This is a genomic window from Chromobacterium alticapitis (assembly GCF_002924365.1).
GTDB classification, from domain to species: domain Bacteria; phylum Pseudomonadota; class Gammaproteobacteria; order Burkholderiales; family Chromobacteriaceae; genus Chromobacterium; species Chromobacterium alticapitis.
In genome coordinates this window covers 14,790-32,771 of sequence record NZ_PQWB01000024.1, presented here as the reverse complement: position 1 = coordinate 32,771, position 17,982 = coordinate 14,790, and the positions used below count along the sequence as shown (strand labels likewise).

Below are 17,982 nucleotides of genomic sequence, written 5' to 3'. Positions count from 1 at the left end.
CATTCGCCTTGTGGCGCGGCTTGTGGTAGAAAGCGTCAGCCCGTTTTTTGAGCAGGATCTATATGACCGCGCTGCGATTCGATCTCGACGCCGTACTCGATACCCTGGCCGACCAAGGCTGGATCGTTATTCCCCAGGCCCTGCCGGTCGACTTGACCGCCAATTTGCGTGAGGCCTGCCTGCAAGTGTGGGACGAGGGCCGCTTCCACGAAGCCGCTACCGGCCGCGCCGGTGGCCAGGCGCGCCGCGCCGAGATCCGCTCCGACTCGGTGTTGTGGCTGGATCAGGTGGATGAACTGCCGGCGGTGCGTGCCTACAACGCCGCGATGGACGAAATCATGCAGGCGGTGAACCGCGGCCTGTATCTGGGCCTGGCCGAGCTGGAGTCTCACTTCGCCGTCTACCCGGAGGGCGCGTTCTATAAAAAGCATCTGGACCGCTTTCAGGACGACGACGCGCGCACCTTGACCACGGTGTTCTATCTCAATGAAAACTGGCCGGCCGATGCCGGCGGCCAGATCCGCCTGTATCTGGACGAGGCTTGCGGGCAGTTCATCGACGTGGAGCCGGACGCCGGCACGCTGGTGCTGTTCCTGGCCGACCGTTTCTGGCACGAAGTGCTGCCGGCCAAGCGGCAGCGGCTATCCGTCACCGGCTGGTATCGCCGGCAGGGCGGCAGCTTGCCGTGGTGAGGTTTGCGAACGCACGACTGATGCTGAATCGCACCTGACTGTTGTATGTTTAAACCGTCCGTCTTGTCTTGGGTTTTATCTATTGAGCTGCATACTCAAGGCGGGTTCACTACCATATGGTTTTGGCGCCTGGCATGGGTGCAAGTACTTTTGCGATGCGCCAAGGTCCTTTCAAGCCTGCCGCTGGGTGGCAGGCCCGAGGTTATAAGCGGCTGTCTGTTTGAGCGATTTGACGTTAGCAAATCGCGAGTTCAGCCGCGCCTCGGGCCTGACGGGACCCGACGGGGAGCCGCAGGCCTGGCTTGCAGGGTGGCCTTTAGGGGTGGAGGGCCGCCCCGGCAAGAACCATCATCCGCGCAGCGGATTCAAGACCATGCCTTTGGAGCAGGCTCTTAGCGTTGAGCTAAGCAGGCCTGCCTCGCCAACAGCGCCGCCCAGCGCGGATCGGCGGCGCTGCCGTCTTTCAATCCCACCCCGGTAGGCTGGCGCAGCGCGGCGTCTATCAGCCAGGCCAGCTTGAAGGCGGCCAGCGGATAGGGCAGGCCGTCCGGCCGCACATTGGATATGCAGTTGCGTTCGGCGTCGCTGCGGCCGGCGAGCGGCGCGGCGGTCAGGTACAGGCCCAGGCTGTCCGGCGAACTGAGGCCGGGCCGCTCGCCTATCAGCATCGCCGTCATTCTTGCGACCATGATTTCTCCTGCTTCGTCGCCCAGCGCCACCCGCGCCTCGCGCGCGATCAGCAGCGGGCCGACGCGCAAGCCCATCTCCCGCACCCGCGGCAGCAGCTCGCGCAGCAACGGCGCAGCGTGCAGGGCCGGCGCGCGCGAGGACAGGCCGTCTCCGATGAGGATCAGCAGGTCGCAGCCCTTGTCCGGTTCGGCCGCCAACCGCGCGCGGCTGGCGTCGTCCAGCCTGCGGCCCAGGTCCGGCCGCTGCAGGTATTCGGGGCGGCTGGAGGCGGCGCTGCGGATGTCGATGACGCGATGGCCATCCGTCGCCAGTTCCTCGGCCAGCGCGGAAGCATCCAGCGGGGTATGCACCGCGTCGCGCGCCTGGGCATGGGCCAACGCGAAGCGCAAGGTTTCCCGGCAGGGCAGGCTGTTGCCGGCGCGGCCCAGCGCGATGCGGGCGGCGGTGAGGCGGGACAGCTCGCTCCAGCCGTCCTCGGTGATGGGATTTTGCTTTTCTTTCACGCCACGCCCTCCATCAGCGCCAGCAGGCGCTGCTTCCTATCCTGAGGCAGCAACTTGCCGCCGCGGGTGATCTCCATCGCTTCCAGCCAGTCCTCGAACTCCGGCGCGCGTTTGAGCCCAAGCACATTGCGCAGATAGAGCGCATCGTGAAACGAGGTGCTCTGGTAGCCCAGCATGATGTCGTCGGCGCCGGGCACGCCGATGATGAAATGCGTTCCGGCCACGCCCAGCAAGGTCAGCAGCCCATCCATATCGTCCTGGTCGGCCTCGGCGTGATTGGTGTAGCAGATGTCGCAGCCCATCGGCAGGCCCAGGAGCTTGCCGCAGAAATGGTCTTCCAGCCCGGCGCGGAGGATCTGCTTGCCGTTGTACAGATACTCCGGACCGATGAAGCCGACCACGGTGTTGACCAGCAGCGGCGAGTAGCGGCGCGCCACCGCGTAGGCGCGCGCCTCGCAGGTCTGCTGGTCTACGCCCCAGTGGGCGTTGGCCGACAGCGCGCTGCCCTGGCCGGTCTCGAAATACATCACGTTGCCGCCCGCCGTGCCGCGCTGCAGCTCCCGCGCCGCCTGATAGGCCTCGTCCAGTACGGCGAGGCTGACGCCGAAGCCGGCGTTGGCTTTTTCGGTGCCGGCTATGGACTGGAACACCAGGTCCACCGGCGCGCCCTGGCGGATCAGGTTCAGCGTGCTGGTGACGTGGGTCAGCACGCAGCTTTGGGTGGGGATGGCGTAGCGCTGGCGCACCTCGTCCAGCAGGGTCAGCAAGCCGCGGATGTCGTCGGGGCTGTCGCCGGCCGGGTTGATGCCGATCACCGCGTCGCCGGCGCCGTAGAGCAAGCCGTCCAGCGTGGCGGCGGCGATGGCGCGCGCGTCGTCAGCCGGATGGTTGGGCTGCAGCCGCACGCCCATCCGTCCCGGCAGGCCCTGGGTGTTGCGGAAGGCGGTGACGACGCGGCATTTGCGCGCCGCCTGCACCAGGTCCTGGTTGCGCATCAGCTTGGACACGGCCGCCGCCATTTCCGGGGTGAGGCCGGGAGCCAGCGCCGCCAGCGTTTCCGCGGTGGCGGCGTCGGACAGCAGCCAATCGCGCAGGCCGCCCACGGTCAGGTGGGAGACGGCGGCGAAGGCGGCCCTGTCGTGGCCGTCCAGGATCAGCCGGGTGACTTCGTCTTCCTCGTACGGGATCAGCGCCTCGTTGAGAAAGACGGTCAGCGGCAGGTCGGCCAGGCACATCTGCGCCGCCACCCGCTCCTCGGCGCTGGCGGCGGCTAGGCCGGCCAACTGGTCGCCGGAGCGCAGCGGGCTGGCGCGCGCCAGCAGCGTCTTCAAGTCGTCGAAACGATAGCGGCGCGGGCCTATGGCGATGGCGTGGCTCATGTCGGCGCCTTGATGGGTTCCGCTTGGGCTTCGGACGGCGCGCCGCTCAGCAGAGCGTCGTCGGCAGCCTCGGCACGCTGGCGGGCGGTGGCGAGGAAGTACAGGTAAGCGGCGGCCAGCATGGCGGAGAAGATGGCGGCCAGCAGCAGGTTGTAATAGATCATGGCGATCAGGCAGATGACGGAACAGCCCAGCGCCAATGCCGGCAGCCAGGGGTAGCCGGGCGCGGCGTAGGGGCGGTAAAGGACAGGCTCGCGGCCGCGCAGCCGGAACAGCGCCAGCATGGACACGATGTACATGACGATGGCGCCGAACACCGACAGCGTGACGATGTTGGCGGTCAGCGGCTGGCCGGCGATCTGCACCAGGTCATCGCTGAAAATGGCGGCGATGCCGACCACGCCGCCGGCCAGTATCGCTCGGTGCGGCGTCTGGAAGCGCGGATGGATGGCGGCCAGCGCGCGCGGCAGGTAGCCGGCGCGCGCCAGGGCGAAGATTTGCCGCGAATAGCCCATGATGATGCCGTGGAACGAAGCCACCAGACCGAATAGGCCCAGCCAAACCAGCATATGCAGCCAGCCGCTGTGCTCCCCCACGATCAGCTTCATCGCCTGCGGCAGCGGGTCGTTGATATTGGCCAGCCGGCTCCAGTCGCCGGCGCCGCCGGCCATGATCATCACGCCGAAAGCCAGCGCCACCAAGGTAAGGATGCCGGCGATGTAGGCGCGTGGAATGGTTCGCGCCGGATCCTTGGCTTCTTCGGCCGCCATGGCCGCGCCTTCTATCGCCAGAAAGAACCAGATGGCGAAGGGCAGGGCGGCGAACATGCCGCCGACGGCGCCCCAGTGAAAGGCGTCCTGGCCGGCCCAGCCGTGATGCAGAAAGTGGTCCCAGCTGAAGCCCGGCGCCACCACGCCCATGAACACCAGCAGCTCGAAGATGGCCAGCAGGGTGACGGCGAGTTCGAACATGGCGGCGATGCCGACGCCGACGATGTTCAGCGCCATGAACACCAGGTAGGCGCCGCAGGCGGTCCACTTGGGCGCCAGCGACGGGAACTGCACATTAAGGTAAGCGCCTATGGCCAGCGCGATGGCGGGCGGCGCGAATACGAATTCGCACAAGGTGGCGAAGCCGGCGAAAAAGCCTCCCAGCGGCCCGAAGGCGCGGCGAGCGTAGGCGAAGGGCCCGCCGGCATGCGGAATGGCCGTGGTCAGTTCGGTGAAGCTGAAGATGAAGGCGGTGTACATCAGCGCGACGAACAGCGTGGCGCAGAGGAAGCCCAGCGTGCCGGCCTGCGCCCAGCCATAGCTCCAGCCGAAATATTCGCCGGAAATCACCAGTCCGACGGCGATGCCCCATAATTGCCAGCCGCCCAGCTTGCGCGCGAGGCCGTGTGTCGATGCGTTCATGGCAGACTCCTGTCTGATAAGGTGGCCTTCCGCTCGGGAAGGGCGGCCCGCGCCGCATCGCCAGCTTATGCAAAAAGAATGCCAGTGTTTCAGGTTGGTTTCAATGCCGTAGTCATGCTGCGCGCCCTCGGTCGGTGCATGGACGGTTGCGGCGCGCACCATGCTAGAATCGATCGGAATATCCATCGGAGCAGGGGAATAACAGATGTCGGGCAATAGCATGGGACGCTTGTTCACGGTAACTTCCTTCGGCGAAAGCCACGGGCCTGGCATAGGCTGCGTGGTGGACGGCTGCCCGCCGGGACTGGCGCTGACGGAGGCCGACATCCAGCTGGAGCTGGACCGGCGCAAGCCCGGCACCAGCCGCCACGTGACCCAGCGCCGCGAGCCGGATACCGTGGAAATCCTGTCCGGCGTCTACGAGGGCAAGACCACCGGCACGCCCATCGCGCTGTTGATCCGCAATACCGACCAGCGCAGCAAGGACTACGGCAATATCGCTGAAACCTTCCGCCCCGGCCACGCCGACTATTGCTACTGGCACAAGTACGGCGTGCGCGATCCGCGCGGCGGCGGCCGCTCGTCGGCGCGCGAAACTGCGGTGCGCGTGGCGGCCGGCGCCATCGCCAAGAAATGGCTGAGCGAGAAACACGGCATCGTGATCCGCGGCCACATGACCCAGATCGGCGAGGTGGCCATTCCGTTCAAGGGCTGGGAGCACGTGGGCGGCAATCCCTTCTTCAGCGCCGATCCGGACATCGTGCCGCGGCTGGAGGACTATATGGACGCCATCCGCAAAAGCCTGGATTCGATAGGGGCGCGGTTGCGCGTGGTGGCGGACAATGTGCCGGTGGGCTGGGGCGAGCCGGTGTTCGACCGGCTGGACGCAGACATCGCCTACGCCATGATGAGCATCAACGCGGTCAAGGGCGTGGAGATCGGCGCCGGTTTCGGCTGCGTGACGCAGAAGGGCAGCGAGCACGGCGACGAGCTGACGCCGCAAGGCTTCGCCAGCAACCACGCGGGCGGCGTGCTGGGCGGCATCTCCACCGGCCAGCAGATCGACGTCTCCATCGCCATCAAGCCTACTTCGTCCATCGCCCAGCCGCGCCGCTCCATCAACAAGCAAGGCGAAGCGATAACGATGGAAACCCACGGCCGGCACGACCCTTGCGTCGGCATCCGCGCCACGCCCATCGCCGAGGCGATGCTGGCCCTGGTGTTGATCGACCACGCGCTGCGCCACCGCGCGCAATGCGGCGACGTCTCGGTGGAAACGCCGAGAATTGCCGGCCGCATCGGCTAGAATTCTATCTGGATGCCGGCCGCCGCGAAGGCGGCCGTTTCAAACTGGGATCGCACCATGCTGAAAAGCCTGATCGATGGCCTGACCGGACGCCTGAAAAAGAGCGGAAGCGACGAGAAGGAAGCCTCGCCGCCGCAGGATGCGCCAAGCGATATGATGGTGGAGCTGCCGCCTGAGCAGCCCGCCGAGGAGTTGCCCGCCACGCTGGGCTTTGTTTCGCACCAGCCGGTGATGGACAAGCAGCGCCGCGTGGTGGCCTATGATTTTTTCGTGCGCCAGGGCAAGCGCAATATCGAGGCCGGCAAGCAGCAGGAGTTCGACCGCCTGCTGCTGGCGACGCTGCAGAATATGGACATTTTCCGCCTGCTGGCTTATCGGCGCGCTTTCGTCCATATCGCCATGACCTCGCTGGACGAGCCGCTGCTGCGCAGCATGCCGGCCGGCAGCGTGATATTCGTGCTGGAGGCCGTGCCCGGCATGGAGGTGTCCGAGTTCATGCTGGCGCAGCTGGATGATTTGCAGAAGCTGGGGCTGCGCTTCGCGCTGGAGCCGGCGGCTTACGATCATTCGGTGCTGACGGCGGCGCTGCAGGCCGATCTGTTCGGCCGCATGGATTATATGGTGCTGGACTTCGCCGGACCTTCCACCCGGGTGCTGGCGCCCATTCTGGACCAGTTGCCCAAGCGCTACCCGGCGGCGCGCTGGCTGGCGCGCAATGTCGGCACGGCGGAAGACCTGGACGTCTGCCTGCGCGCGCCCGGCCATAACCGTTTCGCCCTGTTCCACGGCCCCTTCGTCAGCACCGCGCATTCGCTGGAAGGCGGCAAGGTGGACAACAGCCAGACCCGGGTGCTGCAGATCATGCGCCTGCTGCGCACCAATGCCGAGGCCAAGGAGGTGGAGGCGCAGTTCAAGCTGGACTCCGTCTTGCTGTTCAAGCTGCTGCGCTTCATCAACTCGCCCATACACGGCTTGTCGCGCAAGGTGCAGACCATAGAGGAAACGCTGCTGCTGCTGGGCCGCGAAACCATGTTCAAGTGGCTGTCCATGCTGCTGTTCACTTCGCGCAAGGAAGACGGCAACGCGATCGCGCTGCTGGAGAAATCGCTGATCCGCGCGCGTTTCATGGAAAAGCTGGGCAGCTACCGCGGCAACAAGCTGGAGGCTGAGCATTTGTTCCTGACCGGCATGTTCTCGCTGCTGGATGTGCTGCTGAACATCCCGTTCCCGGACGTGCTGGACCCGTTGGAGCTGCCGCTGACGGTGCGCGAGGCCGTGGTGGAGCAGAAGGGCATCTTTGCGCCGCATCTGGCCTTGGCACTGGCTTGCGAGCACGGCGACAATGTGCGCATAGAGGCGCTGGCCAAGGTGCTGAACTTCGAAATCGAGCTGGTCAACCAGTATTATCTGGATTCGGTGGTATGGGCGCAGGTGGTGTTGCGCGACAGCGAGGTGCACAACAACGTGGACGCGGTATAGCCACCGCAGGCGAGCGGATGGAGACGGAACCGGGCATGCCAGAGCATGCCCGGTTTTGTTTTCGCCGGCGCGGTGGAATGGGCGGCCGAAGCCGCCGGGCGGGTTGCGGTTTTATTGTCCGTTGGCGGACAGCAGCGGGGCGTAGCCCAGCTCGCGCAGTTTCTTCATGGTGTCTTCCGCTTCCGCCCGGTTCTTGAACGGACCGATCTGGACGCGGGTGATGGTGTGGGCGGCGATGCCGTGCTTCTGCAGGTCTCGCACCAGTTTTTGCGCATTGCCCATGCTGGCGAACAATCCGAGCTGCACCTGGTAGCCGACCGAGCTGCCGGGCGGCTCCGCCTTGGCTGCCGGCATCGTCATCGGCGCGGGCGCGGGCGCAACTTTCGCCGAGGGTGCCTGGTCCATGCTGGGCGGGGCGGCTTGCGCGGCCGGCGGCGCGCTGCGCGCCGGCGCGTTTTCCGGACGGCTAGGGGCGGCCTTGGCCGGCGCCTGCTCCGCAGCGGCGGTTTTGCCGGCGGAATGGGCATCGGCCGGCGTGGCGCGATGCGGCGCGCCGGAGTGGCTGGGCTGCTGATTGGCGACGGCCGGCGTTTTGCTCAGGTCCGGCGATTGCGGGCGGTTTTCCGCCGGGGCGGCCGGCGCGCCGGTTTGGGCTATCGGCTCGCTGCTTTGCATGGCGGGCGCGCTGGCGGCCTTGGGCAGGGTGATGGCGCCGGATGCCGGGCTGGAGGCGGCCTTGACTATCTTGCCTGAGCTCGGCGTCGGAGCCTCGCTGCTCATTTCCACCTTGGGCTTGGTGAGCGCGTCCATTAGCGGGATGGCTGCTACGGCGACTGCCACCAGGCCGCCGGCTATCCATAGCCTTTTTTTCAGCTTGCCGCTGAGCTCGGATTCATCTTGGCCGTCATGCGGCGCTGGTTGCTGGTTTTGTTCTCGCATGGTTCCGATTGGAATGTGCAGCACGTGTTTGAAAACACTGCTAAAATAGCGGGTTCGTCAGAATTGGGTAACCCGAGTGGCGTCATAATACGCAAGTTTAGCCACTCGTCTTGTCGTTAGGGAGAATTTATATGGCAATCGAACGTACCTTGTCCATCATTAAGCCGGATGCCGTCGCGAAAAACGTGATCGGCAAAATCTACGACCGTTTCGAATCCAACGGCCTGAAGATCGTCGCCGCCAAGATGAAGCAACTGTCCCGCGCCGAAGCCGAAGGCTTCTACGCCGTGCACAAAGAGCGTCCGTTCTTCACCGCTCTAGTTGACTTCATGGTATCCGGCCCGGTGATGATCCAGGCGCTGGAAGGCGAAAACGCCGTGCTGAAGAACCGCGAGCTGATGGGCGCCACCGATCCGAAGAAGGCTGAAGCCGGCACCATCCGCGCCGATTTCGCCGACTCCATCGACGCCAATGCCGTTCACGGTTCCGACAGCGTGGAAAACGCCGCCATCGAAGTGGCCTACTTCTTCGCCGCTTCCGAAGTCTGCGGCCGCTAAGCCTCAGACAGCAGTTGTATGACCGGAGGCCGCCGGAAGTTCGGCGGCCTCTTTCCCCTCTAGAGGATTGCATGAAAACCAACCTGCTCGACTTCAATCTGGACCAACTGACCCAGCACTTTGCCGAAATGGGCGAGAAGCCGTTCCGCGCCAAGCAAGTGATGCGTTGGATGCACCAGATGGCCGAAGACGATTTCGACGCGATGACCGACCTCGCCAAGAGCCTGCGCGCCAAGCTGCACGAGCGCGCCGAGGTGCGAGTGCCATCGCTGATGACCGGGCAGGAGTCCAGTGATGGCACCCGCAAGTGGCTGCTCGACGTCGGCACCGGCAACGGTGTGGAAACCGTGTTCATTCCGGAAGACGACCGCGGAACCTTGTGCGTGTCATCCCAGGTGGGCTGCGCGCTGGAGTGCACTTTCTGCTCCACCGGCCGCCAGGGATTCAACCGCAACCTGTCCACGGCCGAGATCATCGGCCAGCTGTGGTGGGCCAACAAGGCCATGGGCGTGACGCCCAAGAACGAGCGCGTGGTGTCCAATGTGGTGATGATGGGCATGGGCGAGCCGCTGGCCAACTTCGACAATGTGGTCAGCGCGATGCAGATCATGCTGGACGACCACGGCTACGGCCTGTCCCGCCGCCGCGTGACGCTTTCCACCTCCGGCCTGGTGCCGCAGATGGACCGCTTGCGCGAGGAATGCCCGGTGGCATTGGCGGTGTCGCTGCATGCGCCCAATGATGCGATCCGCGACGTGATCGTGCCGATCAACAAGAAGTACCCGCTGTCAGAATTGATGGCGGCTTGCCGCCGCTATCTGGAAAAAGCGCCGCGCGATTTCATCACCTTTGAATATGTGATGCTTGACGGGGTTAACGATAGACCGGAACATGCTCGCCAGTTGATGGAATTGGTGAAGGATGTGCCGTGTAAATTCAATCTGATCCCATTCAACCCGTTCCCGAACTCGGGGTATGATCGCTCCAGCAACAACGCGATTCGCATTTTCCGTGAACTTCTGCAAGAACAAGGCTATGTGGTGACCGTGCGCAAGACGCGCGGCGACGACATCGATGCGGCCTGCGGCCAGTTGGCCGGGCAGGTGCGAGACAAAACGCGACGCCAGGCCAAGTGGACGCAGATCATCGAGGACAAGGGACTATGAATAAAGGGCGGAGATGGTTGGCTGGATGGCTTTTGGCATTTGGCGTCGCTTTCTCCGCCTGCGCGGCCGACAAACCGCGCGAGCTGGCGCAGATCCGCAGCCAGCTTGCTGTCGAGTATGCCAAGATCGGCAATGTGAAGGCTGCGCTGGACAACGCCAACCAGGCGGTGCAGGCAGATGCAACTTATGCTCCGGCCTATGTCGCGCGAGCCTTCGTGCTGGGCTTGCTGAGGCAGAACGACCAGGCTGAGCAGGATTTTCGCCGCGCCTTGCAGCTGGATCCGGCCGATCCCGCAGCCAACAACAATTACGGCCTGTTCCTGTGCGAGAACGGCCGGGTGCAGGAATCGCTGCCCTGGTTTCAGAAGGCGTTGGCCAACCCCTTGTACAATTCGCCGCAATCGGCGTATTTGAACCTGGGACGCTGCAGCCTCAAGCTGGGGCAGGCGGACAAGGCCAACGAGTACCTGCTGGACGCCTTGCGCGCCGCGCCGGAATACGCGCCGGCGCTGGCCGAGCTGGCTGAATCGCAGCTGGCTCAGGGCAACGCCAAACTGGCGGCGTTTTATTTCGAACGGCTGCGCCGAGCCAGCGCCAACGGCCTGAGCGCTGCCGATTTGTGGCTGGGAGCCAGAATCGCCCGCAAGACCGGCGACGGCGCGCTGGAAGGCGAGTGCGCCAGCGAGCTGAAGAACCGGTATCCGGACTCTAGAGAAACACAACTGCTGTTGAGTGGAAGCTGAGGATGGAAAGAACAAACGAACATCATGACGCGCCGATGCCCAGCGGCATCGGCGCCAGTTTGAAGGCGGCGCGCGAAGCGGCGGGCCTGGGCCTGGGGGAAGTGGCCGATCGCCTGAAGTTGTCCTTGCGGCAGTTGGAAGCGATAGAGCGCGACGATTTCGACGCGCTGCCGGGCGCCACTTTCGTCCGAGGCTTTGTCCGCAACTACGCTCGTTTTCTGGATGTCGATCCGGAGCCGCTGATGCAGGCCCTGGAGCAGCATTTTCCTTCCGCCGTCAACGATGTGGCCAATCTGGTCAAGGGAACCACGGCGCGCGAAACGCCGCATGAGCCCGAGCCGCAGCCAGAGGAGGCCAGCGGCGGAGCCGCGGGCAAGTGGCTGGTGCTGGCCGTCGTGGTGGCCGCGGTGGCCGGCGGTAGCATCTGGTTCGCCAACCGTGATTCGGGCGAGCCCAAACAAGTGTCCACGGCAGAGAACCAGCTGGAGCCGATGCTGACTGAAAAACACGAGGCGTCGCCGGCTGCGGCGGCATCTGCCCCCGCGGCGGCCAAGCCGATATCATCCGCTGCGGCGGTCAAACCCGCGGCCAGCGCCCCAGCTCCGGCCAAGGCTTTGGTGACCAAGCCGGCAGCCAGCGCGCCGGTCAAGGCCACGGCAGCCAAGCCGCAGGCCAGCGCGCCAGCGGCGCAGGGCGGCGACAAGGTCAGCGTCAGCGTCAAGGGCGAGGCCTGGGTGTCGGTGCAGGACGCCTCCGGCCGCAAACTGATTTACAAGGTGATGCAGCCGGGCGATCCAGCCGAGGTGAGCGGAACCGCGCCGTTCAAGGTGGTGGTCGGCAATGCCAGCCAGGTGGAACTGAGCTACAACGGCAAGCCGGTGGATCTGAGCGACAAGATCCGCGGCACTACCGCCAAGATTCAACTCAAGTGATGCAGGGTAGCGAATGGATAGCGTGAATATCGCGCGCCGCCTCACTCGCCAGGTGCGGGTGGGGCATGTTTTGGTGGGTTCGGCCGCGCCGGTGATGGTGCAGTCCATGACCAACACCGATACCGCCGATGCGGCGGCGACTGCCGAACAGGTTTACCAGCTGGCCCAGGCCGGCTCCGAAGTGGTGCGCATCACCGTCAATTCGCCGGAAGCGGCGGCGAGGGTGGCGGAAATCCGCCAACGCCTGGACGATCTGGGCTGCGACGCGCCGCTGGTCGGCGATTTCCACTTCAACGGCGACCGACTGCTGAAGGAATACCCGGACTGCGCCAAGGCCTTGGCCAAGTACCGCATCAATCCGGGCAACGTCGGCAAGGGGGCCAAGGGCGACGACAAATTCGCTTACATGATCCGCGCCGCGATGGAGCACGACAAGGCCGTGCGCATCGGCGTCAACTGGGGCAGCCTGGACCAGGCCCTGCTCGCGCGCATGATGGACGCCAATAGCCGCGCGGCCCAGCCGCTGCCGCTGCCCAAGCTGATGCAGGAGGCGCTGATCGTGTCGGCGCTGGAGTCTGCGGAGAAGGCGGTGGAGATCGGCCTGTCGCCGGACAACATCATCCTGTCCTGCAAGGTCAGCAATGTGCAGGACCTGATCAGCGTCTACCGCGAGCTGGGCAGTCGTTGCGACTACCCCTTGCATCTGGGCTTGACCGAGGCCGGCATGGGCAGCAAGGGCATCGTCGCCTCCAGCGCCGCGCTGGCGGTCTTGCTGCAGGAAGGCATAGGCGACACCATACGCATCTCGCTGACGCCGCAGCCGGGCGAGGCGCGCACCAAGGAGGTGACGGTGGCGCAGGAGCTGTTGCAGACCATGGGCCTGCGCAGCTTCACGCCGCTGGTCACCGCCTGTCCGGGTTGCGGCCGCACCACCAGCACCTTCTTCCAGGAGCTGGCGGACGACATCCAGACCTATCTGCGCGAGCAAATGCCGGTGTGGCGTCTGCAGTATCCGGGCGTGGAGGACATGAAGGTGGCGGTGATGGGCTGCGTGGTCAACGGCCCAGGCGAGTCCAAGCTCGCCGACATCGGCATCTCGCTGCCCGGCACCGGCGAAGTGCCGGTGGCGCCGGTGTATGTGGACGGCCGGAAGGACGTGACCTTGAAGGGCGAGCATATCGCCGCCGAGTTCACCGCCATCGTCGACAACTATGTGAAAACGCGCTACGGCGAGGGCGGCGCCAAGCGCCGCGAAACCGCCAGCCGCACGATTCCGATCCAGCCGGTGAAGGCCTGACGGAACAGAATTCAGCTGATATTAAGAAGATAGCAATGGCTCAGAAATACCAAGCGGTCAAAGGCATGAACGATGTGCTGCCGGCCGAATCCTACCAGTGGGAATACTTCGAAGGCGTGCTGCGCAAGCTGCTGGCCGATTACGGCTACCACAACATCCGTACGCCCATCCTGGAAAATACCGCGTTGTTCGTGCGCTCCATCGGCGAAGTGACCGATATCGTCGAGAAGGAAATGTACACCTTCACCGACAGCCTGAACGGCGACAGCCTGACGTTGCGTCCGGAAGGCACGGCCGGCACGCTGCGCGCGGTGGTCGAGCACAACCTGCTGTACAACGCCACGCAGAAGGTGTGGTACATGGGGCCGATGTACCGCCATGAGCGGCCGCAGAAGGGCCGTTATCGCCAGTTCCACCAGATGGGCGTGGAAGCGCTGGGCTTCGCCGGTCCGGACGTGGATGCGGAGATCATCGTCATGACGGCCGATTTGTGGCGCCGCCTCGGCATCAGCCAGTACGTGCGCCTGGAGATCAACTCGCTGGGCAACAAGGACGAGCGCGCCGCGCACCGCGAGGCGCTGATCGCCTATCTGGAACGCCACGTCGACATCCTGGACGAGGACGGCAAGCGCCGCATGCATACCAACCCGCTGCGCGTGCTGGACACCAAGAATCCGGCGCTGCAGGAAATGGCCAACGCCGCGCCCAAACTGTCGGACTACCTGGGCGAGGACTCGCGCGCCCACTACGAAGGCTGGAAGGCGATGATCGCCGCGCTGGGCGTGGACTATGTCGAGAATCCGCGCCTGGTGCGCGGACTGGACTACTACAATCAGTCCGTGTTCGAGTGGGTGACCACCGAGCTGGGCGCCCAGGGCACGGTTTGCGCCGGCGGTCGTTACGACGGCCTGATCGAGCAACTGGGCGGCAAGCCGGCGCCGGGCATCGGCTTCGGCATGGGCATGGAGCGCGTGCTGCTGTTGTTGCAGGACAAGAACCTGCTGCCGGCGCAGCGCGGCGTCGACGTCTACCTGGTGAACCAGGGCGAGGGCGCCGGCCTGTACGCGATGCGTCTGGCGCAGCAGATGCGCGCTGCGGGCCTGTCCGTGGTGCAGCACCTGGGCGAGGGCAGCTTCAAGTCGCAGATGAAGAAGGCCGACGCCAGCGGAGCGGCGTTCGCCGTCATCGTCGGCGAGAACGAGATCGCGGCCGGGCAGGCCGTGATCAAGGCGCTGCGCGCCGAGATCGAACAAAAGACCGTGGCCGCCGCGGAAGTCGCCGCGACGCTGGCCGCTCTGAAAGCTTGATTGAATAAGGGGGAACGCAATGGCGTTCGACTTGCAGGAACAAGAACAGATCGATTCGATGAAGGCCTTCTGGCAGCAGTGGGGCAAGCTGATAGGCGGCGCCGTGCTCGCAGTCAGCCTGGGCTACCTGGGCTACAAGGCTTACGGCATGTACCAGCATCAGCAAGCTGAGAAAGCCGCCGTCGCCTATGAGGCGGTGGACGACGCCGTGGCCGCCAAGGACCTCGCCAAGCTGAAGGCCGCCGCTCTGCGGCTGCAGGGCGAGTACGCCGGCACGCTATACGCCAGCCGCAGCGCGCTGGTGCTGGCCAAGGCGGCTTTCGACAAGAACGATCTGGCGCTGGCCTTCAGCCAGTTGCAATGGGCTGCGCAAAATGGCAAGGACGAAGCGCTGCAAGCCATCGCCCGTCTGCGTCTGGCCTCGCTGCAACTGCAGCAGAAGCAGTACGACGCCGCGGTCTCCGAGCTGAGCCAGCCGCATCCGGCCGCCTTTGACGCCGCCTACCTTGAGTTGAAGGGCGACGTGTTCACTGCCAAGGGCGATGCCGCCGGCGCGCGCGACGCCTACAAGGCCGCGCTGGCCAAGCTGGTGGAAGAAAGCCCGATCCGCGAACTGGTGCGGATGAAACTCGACGCGCTGGGAGGCTGACCGCATGCGCCGCCATTTGTTGCTTACCGCTGTAATCTCGTCTTTGTCGCTGGCCGGCTGCGCCAGCTGGTTTGAGGGCTCGAACCAGTTCCAGCCGACGCCGCTGGCCGCCATCAAGCAAGTGCAGTCTCTGAGCGTCAAGTGGGCGCTGCAGCAGGCCGCGCCGGCTTCCGGCTTCCTGCCTGTGTACGCCAACGGCAATGTGGTGGCCGCCGACGCGGCCGGCCGCATCCGCAGCGTGGACGCGCTGTCGGGCCGGTTGCAGGCCGATGTATCGTTGAAGCGCGCGCTGAGCACAGGCGTCGCCGTCAATGGCGACGTCGTGCTGGCGGGCACCCAGGACGCCAAGCTGCTGGCGGTGGATCGTTCCAGCGGCAAGAAGCTGTGGGAGCAGCCGCTGACCAGCCTGATGCTGGAGCCGCCGCAGATCGCCGGCGACATCGTGGTGGTGCGCACCAATGACGCGCGCCTGACCGGCTTCAGCCTGGCCGACGGCAAGCAGCAATGGTCAGTCGGCAATGTGCTGCCGCAATTGACGGTGCGCAACGACGGCTCGATGCGAGCGGTGGGGCGCGAGGCGGTGATGGTAGGCTTGGCCGGCGGCCAGCTCGACATCATCAATCCGCAATCCGGCAATACGCTGTGGCAGGGCGCGGTGGCCACGCCGCGCGGCGCCACCGAGCTGGAGCGCGTCACTGATGTCGTCAGTCGTCCGGTGTTCGATGGCGGCCAGGTGTGCGCCGTGGCCTATCAGGGCCGCGTCGCCTGCTTCGAGGCGCGCAGCGGCAGCCTGCAGTGGGCGCGCGAAGTCTCGTCCAGCCGAGGTTTGGCGCTGGACGCGCGCAATGTGTACGTGACGGCGGAAAATGGCTCGATCTGGGCTTATGACCGCCAAACCGGACGCAATGTCTGGAAAAACGACGATCTGAAGTACCGCGATGTCTCTGGTCCGGCCATGATGGGCCGCTTTGTGATGGTGGTGGATGGCGAAGGCTATGCCCATCTGCTATCCAACGAGAGCGGCGGCATTGTCGGCCGCGGCAAGATCGGCACCTCCGGTCCGGTCAATCAACCGGTGTCGCTCGGCTCCACCGCCCTGGTGCAGGGACAGGATGGCCGCCTGGCGATGCTGAATCTGGAATAAAAGCAGTTTTACATGAAACCTACCGTAGCGCTGGTCGGCCGCCCCAATGTGGGCAAGTCGACCCTCTTCAACCGGCTGACCCGCAGCCGCGACGCGTTGGTCGCCGACCAGCCTGGCTTGACGCGCGACCGCCATTATGGCCAAGGCCGCGTTGGCGAAAAGCCGTATCTGGTGGTCGATACTGGCGGCTTTGAGCCCGTGGTGGACGAAGGCATCCTGTTCGAAATGGCCAAGCAGACGCTGCAGGCCGTGGACGAGGCCGACGCCGTGGTCTTCCTGGTGGATGGCCGCTCGGGCCTGACGCCGCAGGACAAGATCATCGCCAATCGCCTGCGCCAGCTGGATCGTCCAGTGTTCCTGGCGGTCAACAAGGCCGAAGGCATGAAGCACGCCATCGCTGGCGCAGAGTTCCATGAACTGGCGCTGGGCGAACCGCTGGTGATTTCCGCGGCCCACGGCGACGGCGTGCGCGAACTGATGGAACTGGTGCTGGAAGGCTTCCCGGAAGAAGTGGAAGAAGAAGACAGCCGCCATCCCAAGTTCGCCATCATCGGCCGCCCCAATGTCGGCAAGTCCACCCTGGTCAATGCCGTCTTGGGCGAAGAGCGCGTAATCGCCTTCGATCAAGCCGGCACCACGCGCGACAGCATTTATATTGATTTCGAGCGCGATGGCCATACTTATACCATCATCGACACCGCTGGCGTGCGTCGCCGCGCCAAGGTCAACGAGATGCTGGAGAAATTCTCCGTCATCAAGACCATGAAGGCGATAGAGGATGCCAACGTGGCGGTGCTGGTGCTGGACGCGCAACTGGACATCTCCGAACAGGACGCCACCATCGCCGGCTTCGCGCTGGAGGCGGGCCGCGCCTTGGTGGTGGCGGTGAACAAGTGGGACAATCTGGACGGCGAGAAGAAGGAAAACGTGCGGCGCGAGATCGCGCGCAAGCTGAACTTCCTGGATTTCGCAAAGTTTCATTACATCTCGGCCATCGAGGGCCGAGGTGTGGCAGACTTGTTCAAGTCGATCGATGAGGCGTACCGCGCCGCGATGATCAAGCTGGCGACGCCGAAGCTGACGCGCGTGCTGCAGGTGGCGCTGGAGCGCCAGCAGCCGCCGCGCTCGGGCCTGATCCGTCCCAAGATGCGCTATGCGCACCAGGGCGGACAAAATCCGCCTATCATCGTCGTGCATGGCAATGCGCTCGATAATATACCGGACAGCTACACCCGCTATTTGGAACATACTTTCCGCAAAGTGTTCAAACTGCAGGGCACCCCGCTGCGGGTGCAGTACAAGTCGTCGGAAAACCCGTTCGACAAGGATGAGGGCAAGGAGAAATCCCGGGCCAAGCCCAAGCCTATGTCCAAGATGCGGGGCAGGGAAAAAGAAGTTCGCTACGGCAAAAGCAGCAAAAAATAGTACGCCGGAATGTTTTCTGCTAAAAATAAGCAGGCCGCCGCGCTGTTCGCTGTACAGTTAATACAACAATCAACGATTCGGAGAAAAACGAATGAGCTCTAAAGGGCAAATGTTACAAGACCCGTTCCTGAATATCCTGCGCAAGGAACACGTGCCGGTCTCCATTTATCTGGTCAACGGCATCAAGCTGCAAGGCCAGGTCGAATCCTTCGACCAATACGTGGTCCTGCTGAAAAACACGGTGACCCAGATGGTTTACAAGCACGCCATCTCCACCGTGGTTCCGGCCCGCGCGGTTTCCATTCCGCACGAACATCCGGCGCAGAAGCAGGAGCAGGCGCAGGACGCTTAAGTCCCCGCGC

Annotated in this window: 17 protein-coding genes; 13 read left to right on the top strand and 4 right to left on the bottom strand. The window is 64.6% G+C overall.

Annotated elements, in window-relative coordinates; all coding sequences use genetic code 11:
- Nucleotides 1-62 precede the first annotated feature (62 nt).
- Entirely contained in the window at nt 63-692 is a 630-nt protein-coding gene (locus tag C2I19_RS06740; protein ID WP_103901947.1) for a 2OG-Fe(II) oxygenase, read from the top strand.
- Nucleotides 693-1,084: 392 nt separating this feature from the next.
- On the opposite strand, the gene eutC is transcribed toward C2I19_RS06740, so the two are convergent.
- From eutC to eat, 3 genes are read right to left on the bottom strand one after another with little or no spacing between them, the layout of a single operon-like run.
- Nucleotides 1,085-1,885 (bottom strand): ethanolamine ammonia-lyase subunit EutC, encoded by an 801-nt coding sequence (eutC, locus tag C2I19_RS06735; protein WP_103901946.1) that lies wholly within the window; start codon nt 1,883-1,885, stop codon nt 1,085-1,087.
- Entirely contained in the window at nt 1,882-3,264 is a 1,383-nt protein-coding gene (locus C2I19_RS06730) for an ethanolamine ammonia-lyase subunit EutB (RefSeq protein ID WP_103901945.1), read from the bottom strand. Before C2I19_RS06730 ends, eutC begins: the two co-directional genes overlap by 4 nt.
- A complete protein-coding gene (eat, locus tag C2I19_RS06725; RefSeq protein ID WP_103901944.1) occupies nt 3,261-4,676 on the bottom strand; it encodes an ethanolamine permease in 1,416 nt (471 codons plus the stop codon). Before eat ends, C2I19_RS06730 begins: the two co-directional genes overlap by 4 nt.
- Nucleotides 4,677-4,881: 205 nt before the next feature.
- Between eat and aroC the strand changes: the two genes are divergently transcribed.
- Both aroC and C2I19_RS06715 read left to right on the top strand, forming a co-directional pair.
- Complete coding sequence (gene aroC / locus C2I19_RS06720; RefSeq protein WP_103901943.1) at nt 4,882-5,982, top strand: chorismate synthase; 1,101 nt, start codon at nt 4,882-4,884, stop codon at nt 5,980-5,982.
- Nucleotides 5,983-6,039: 57 nt separating this feature from the next.
- Entirely contained in the window at nt 6,040-7,461 is a 1,422-nt protein-coding gene (locus C2I19_RS06715; RefSeq protein ID WP_103901990.1) for an EAL and HDOD domain-containing protein, read from the top strand.
- A 111-nt stretch (nt 7,462-7,572) separates the two neighbouring features.
- Here C2I19_RS06715 and C2I19_RS06710 read toward each other — a convergent pair whose 3' ends face one another.
- Complete coding sequence (locus C2I19_RS06710) at nt 7,573-8,400, bottom strand: SPOR domain-containing protein (protein WP_103901942.1); 828 nt, start codon at nt 8,398-8,400, stop codon at nt 7,573-7,575.
- A gap of 131 nt (nt 8,401-8,531) precedes the next feature.
- On the opposite strand from C2I19_RS06710, the gene ndk reads away from it, so the two are divergent.
- From ndk to hfq, 10 genes are all read left to right on the top strand, one after another.
- A complete protein-coding gene (gene ndk, locus C2I19_RS06705) occupies nt 8,532-8,957 on the top strand; it encodes a nucleoside-diphosphate kinase (protein ID WP_103901941.1) in 426 nt (141 codons plus the stop codon).
- A gap of 71 nt (nt 8,958-9,028) precedes the next feature.
- On the top strand, nt 9,029-10,123 hold the full coding sequence (gene rlmN / locus C2I19_RS06700) for a dual-specificity RNA methyltransferase RlmN (RefSeq protein WP_103901940.1): 1,095 nt from the start codon (nt 9,029-9,031) through the stop codon (nt 10,121-10,123).
- Between the two features lie 32 nt (nt 10,124-10,155).
- Nucleotides 10,156-10,866 carry a type IV pilus biogenesis/stability protein PilW gene (pilW, locus tag C2I19_RS06695; protein ID WP_233201123.1) on the top strand — a complete coding sequence of 237 codons (711 nt, stop codon included), beginning with the start codon at nt 10,156-10,158 and terminating at the stop codon, nt 10,864-10,866.
- A gap of 2 nt (nt 10,867-10,868) precedes the next feature.
- The gene (locus tag C2I19_RS06690; protein WP_103901938.1) at nt 10,869-11,798 is read left to right on the top strand and encodes a helix-turn-helix domain-containing protein; all 930 of its coding nucleotides are present in this window, start codon (nt 10,869-10,871) and stop codon (nt 11,796-11,798) included.
- A 13-nt stretch (nt 11,799-11,811) separates the two neighbouring features.
- The gene (gene ispG / locus C2I19_RS06685) at nt 11,812-13,095 is read left to right on the top strand and encodes a flavodoxin-dependent (E)-4-hydroxy-3-methylbut-2-enyl-diphosphate synthase (protein ID WP_103901937.1); all 1,284 of its coding nucleotides are present in this window, start codon (nt 11,812-11,814) and stop codon (nt 13,093-13,095) included.
- Nucleotides 13,096-13,130: 35 nt separating this feature from the next.
- Complete coding sequence (hisS, locus tag C2I19_RS06680) at nt 13,131-14,402, top strand: histidine--tRNA ligase (protein ID WP_103901936.1); 1,272 nt, start codon at nt 13,131-13,133, stop codon at nt 14,400-14,402.
- A gap of 19 nt (nt 14,403-14,421) precedes the next feature.
- A complete protein-coding gene (locus tag C2I19_RS06675) occupies nt 14,422-15,051 on the top strand; it encodes a YfgM family protein (RefSeq protein WP_103901935.1) in 630 nt (209 codons plus the stop codon).
- A gap of 4 nt (nt 15,052-15,055) precedes the next feature.
- Nucleotides 15,056-16,195 (top strand): outer membrane protein assembly factor BamB, encoded by a 1,140-nt coding sequence (gene bamB, locus C2I19_RS06670; RefSeq protein ID WP_103901934.1) that lies wholly within the window; start codon nt 15,056-15,058, stop codon nt 16,193-16,195.
- A 12-nt stretch (nt 16,196-16,207) separates the two neighbouring features.
- Nucleotides 16,208-17,620 (top strand): ribosome biogenesis GTPase Der, encoded by a 1,413-nt coding sequence (gene der, locus C2I19_RS06665; protein WP_103901933.1) that lies wholly within the window; start codon nt 16,208-16,210, stop codon nt 17,618-17,620.
- Nucleotides 17,621-17,711: 91 nt separating this feature from the next.
- The gene (hfq, locus tag C2I19_RS06660; protein WP_103901932.1) at nt 17,712-17,972 is read left to right on the top strand and encodes an RNA chaperone Hfq; all 261 of its coding nucleotides are present in this window, start codon (nt 17,712-17,714) and stop codon (nt 17,970-17,972) included.
- Nucleotides 17,973-17,982 lie beyond the last annotated feature (10 nt).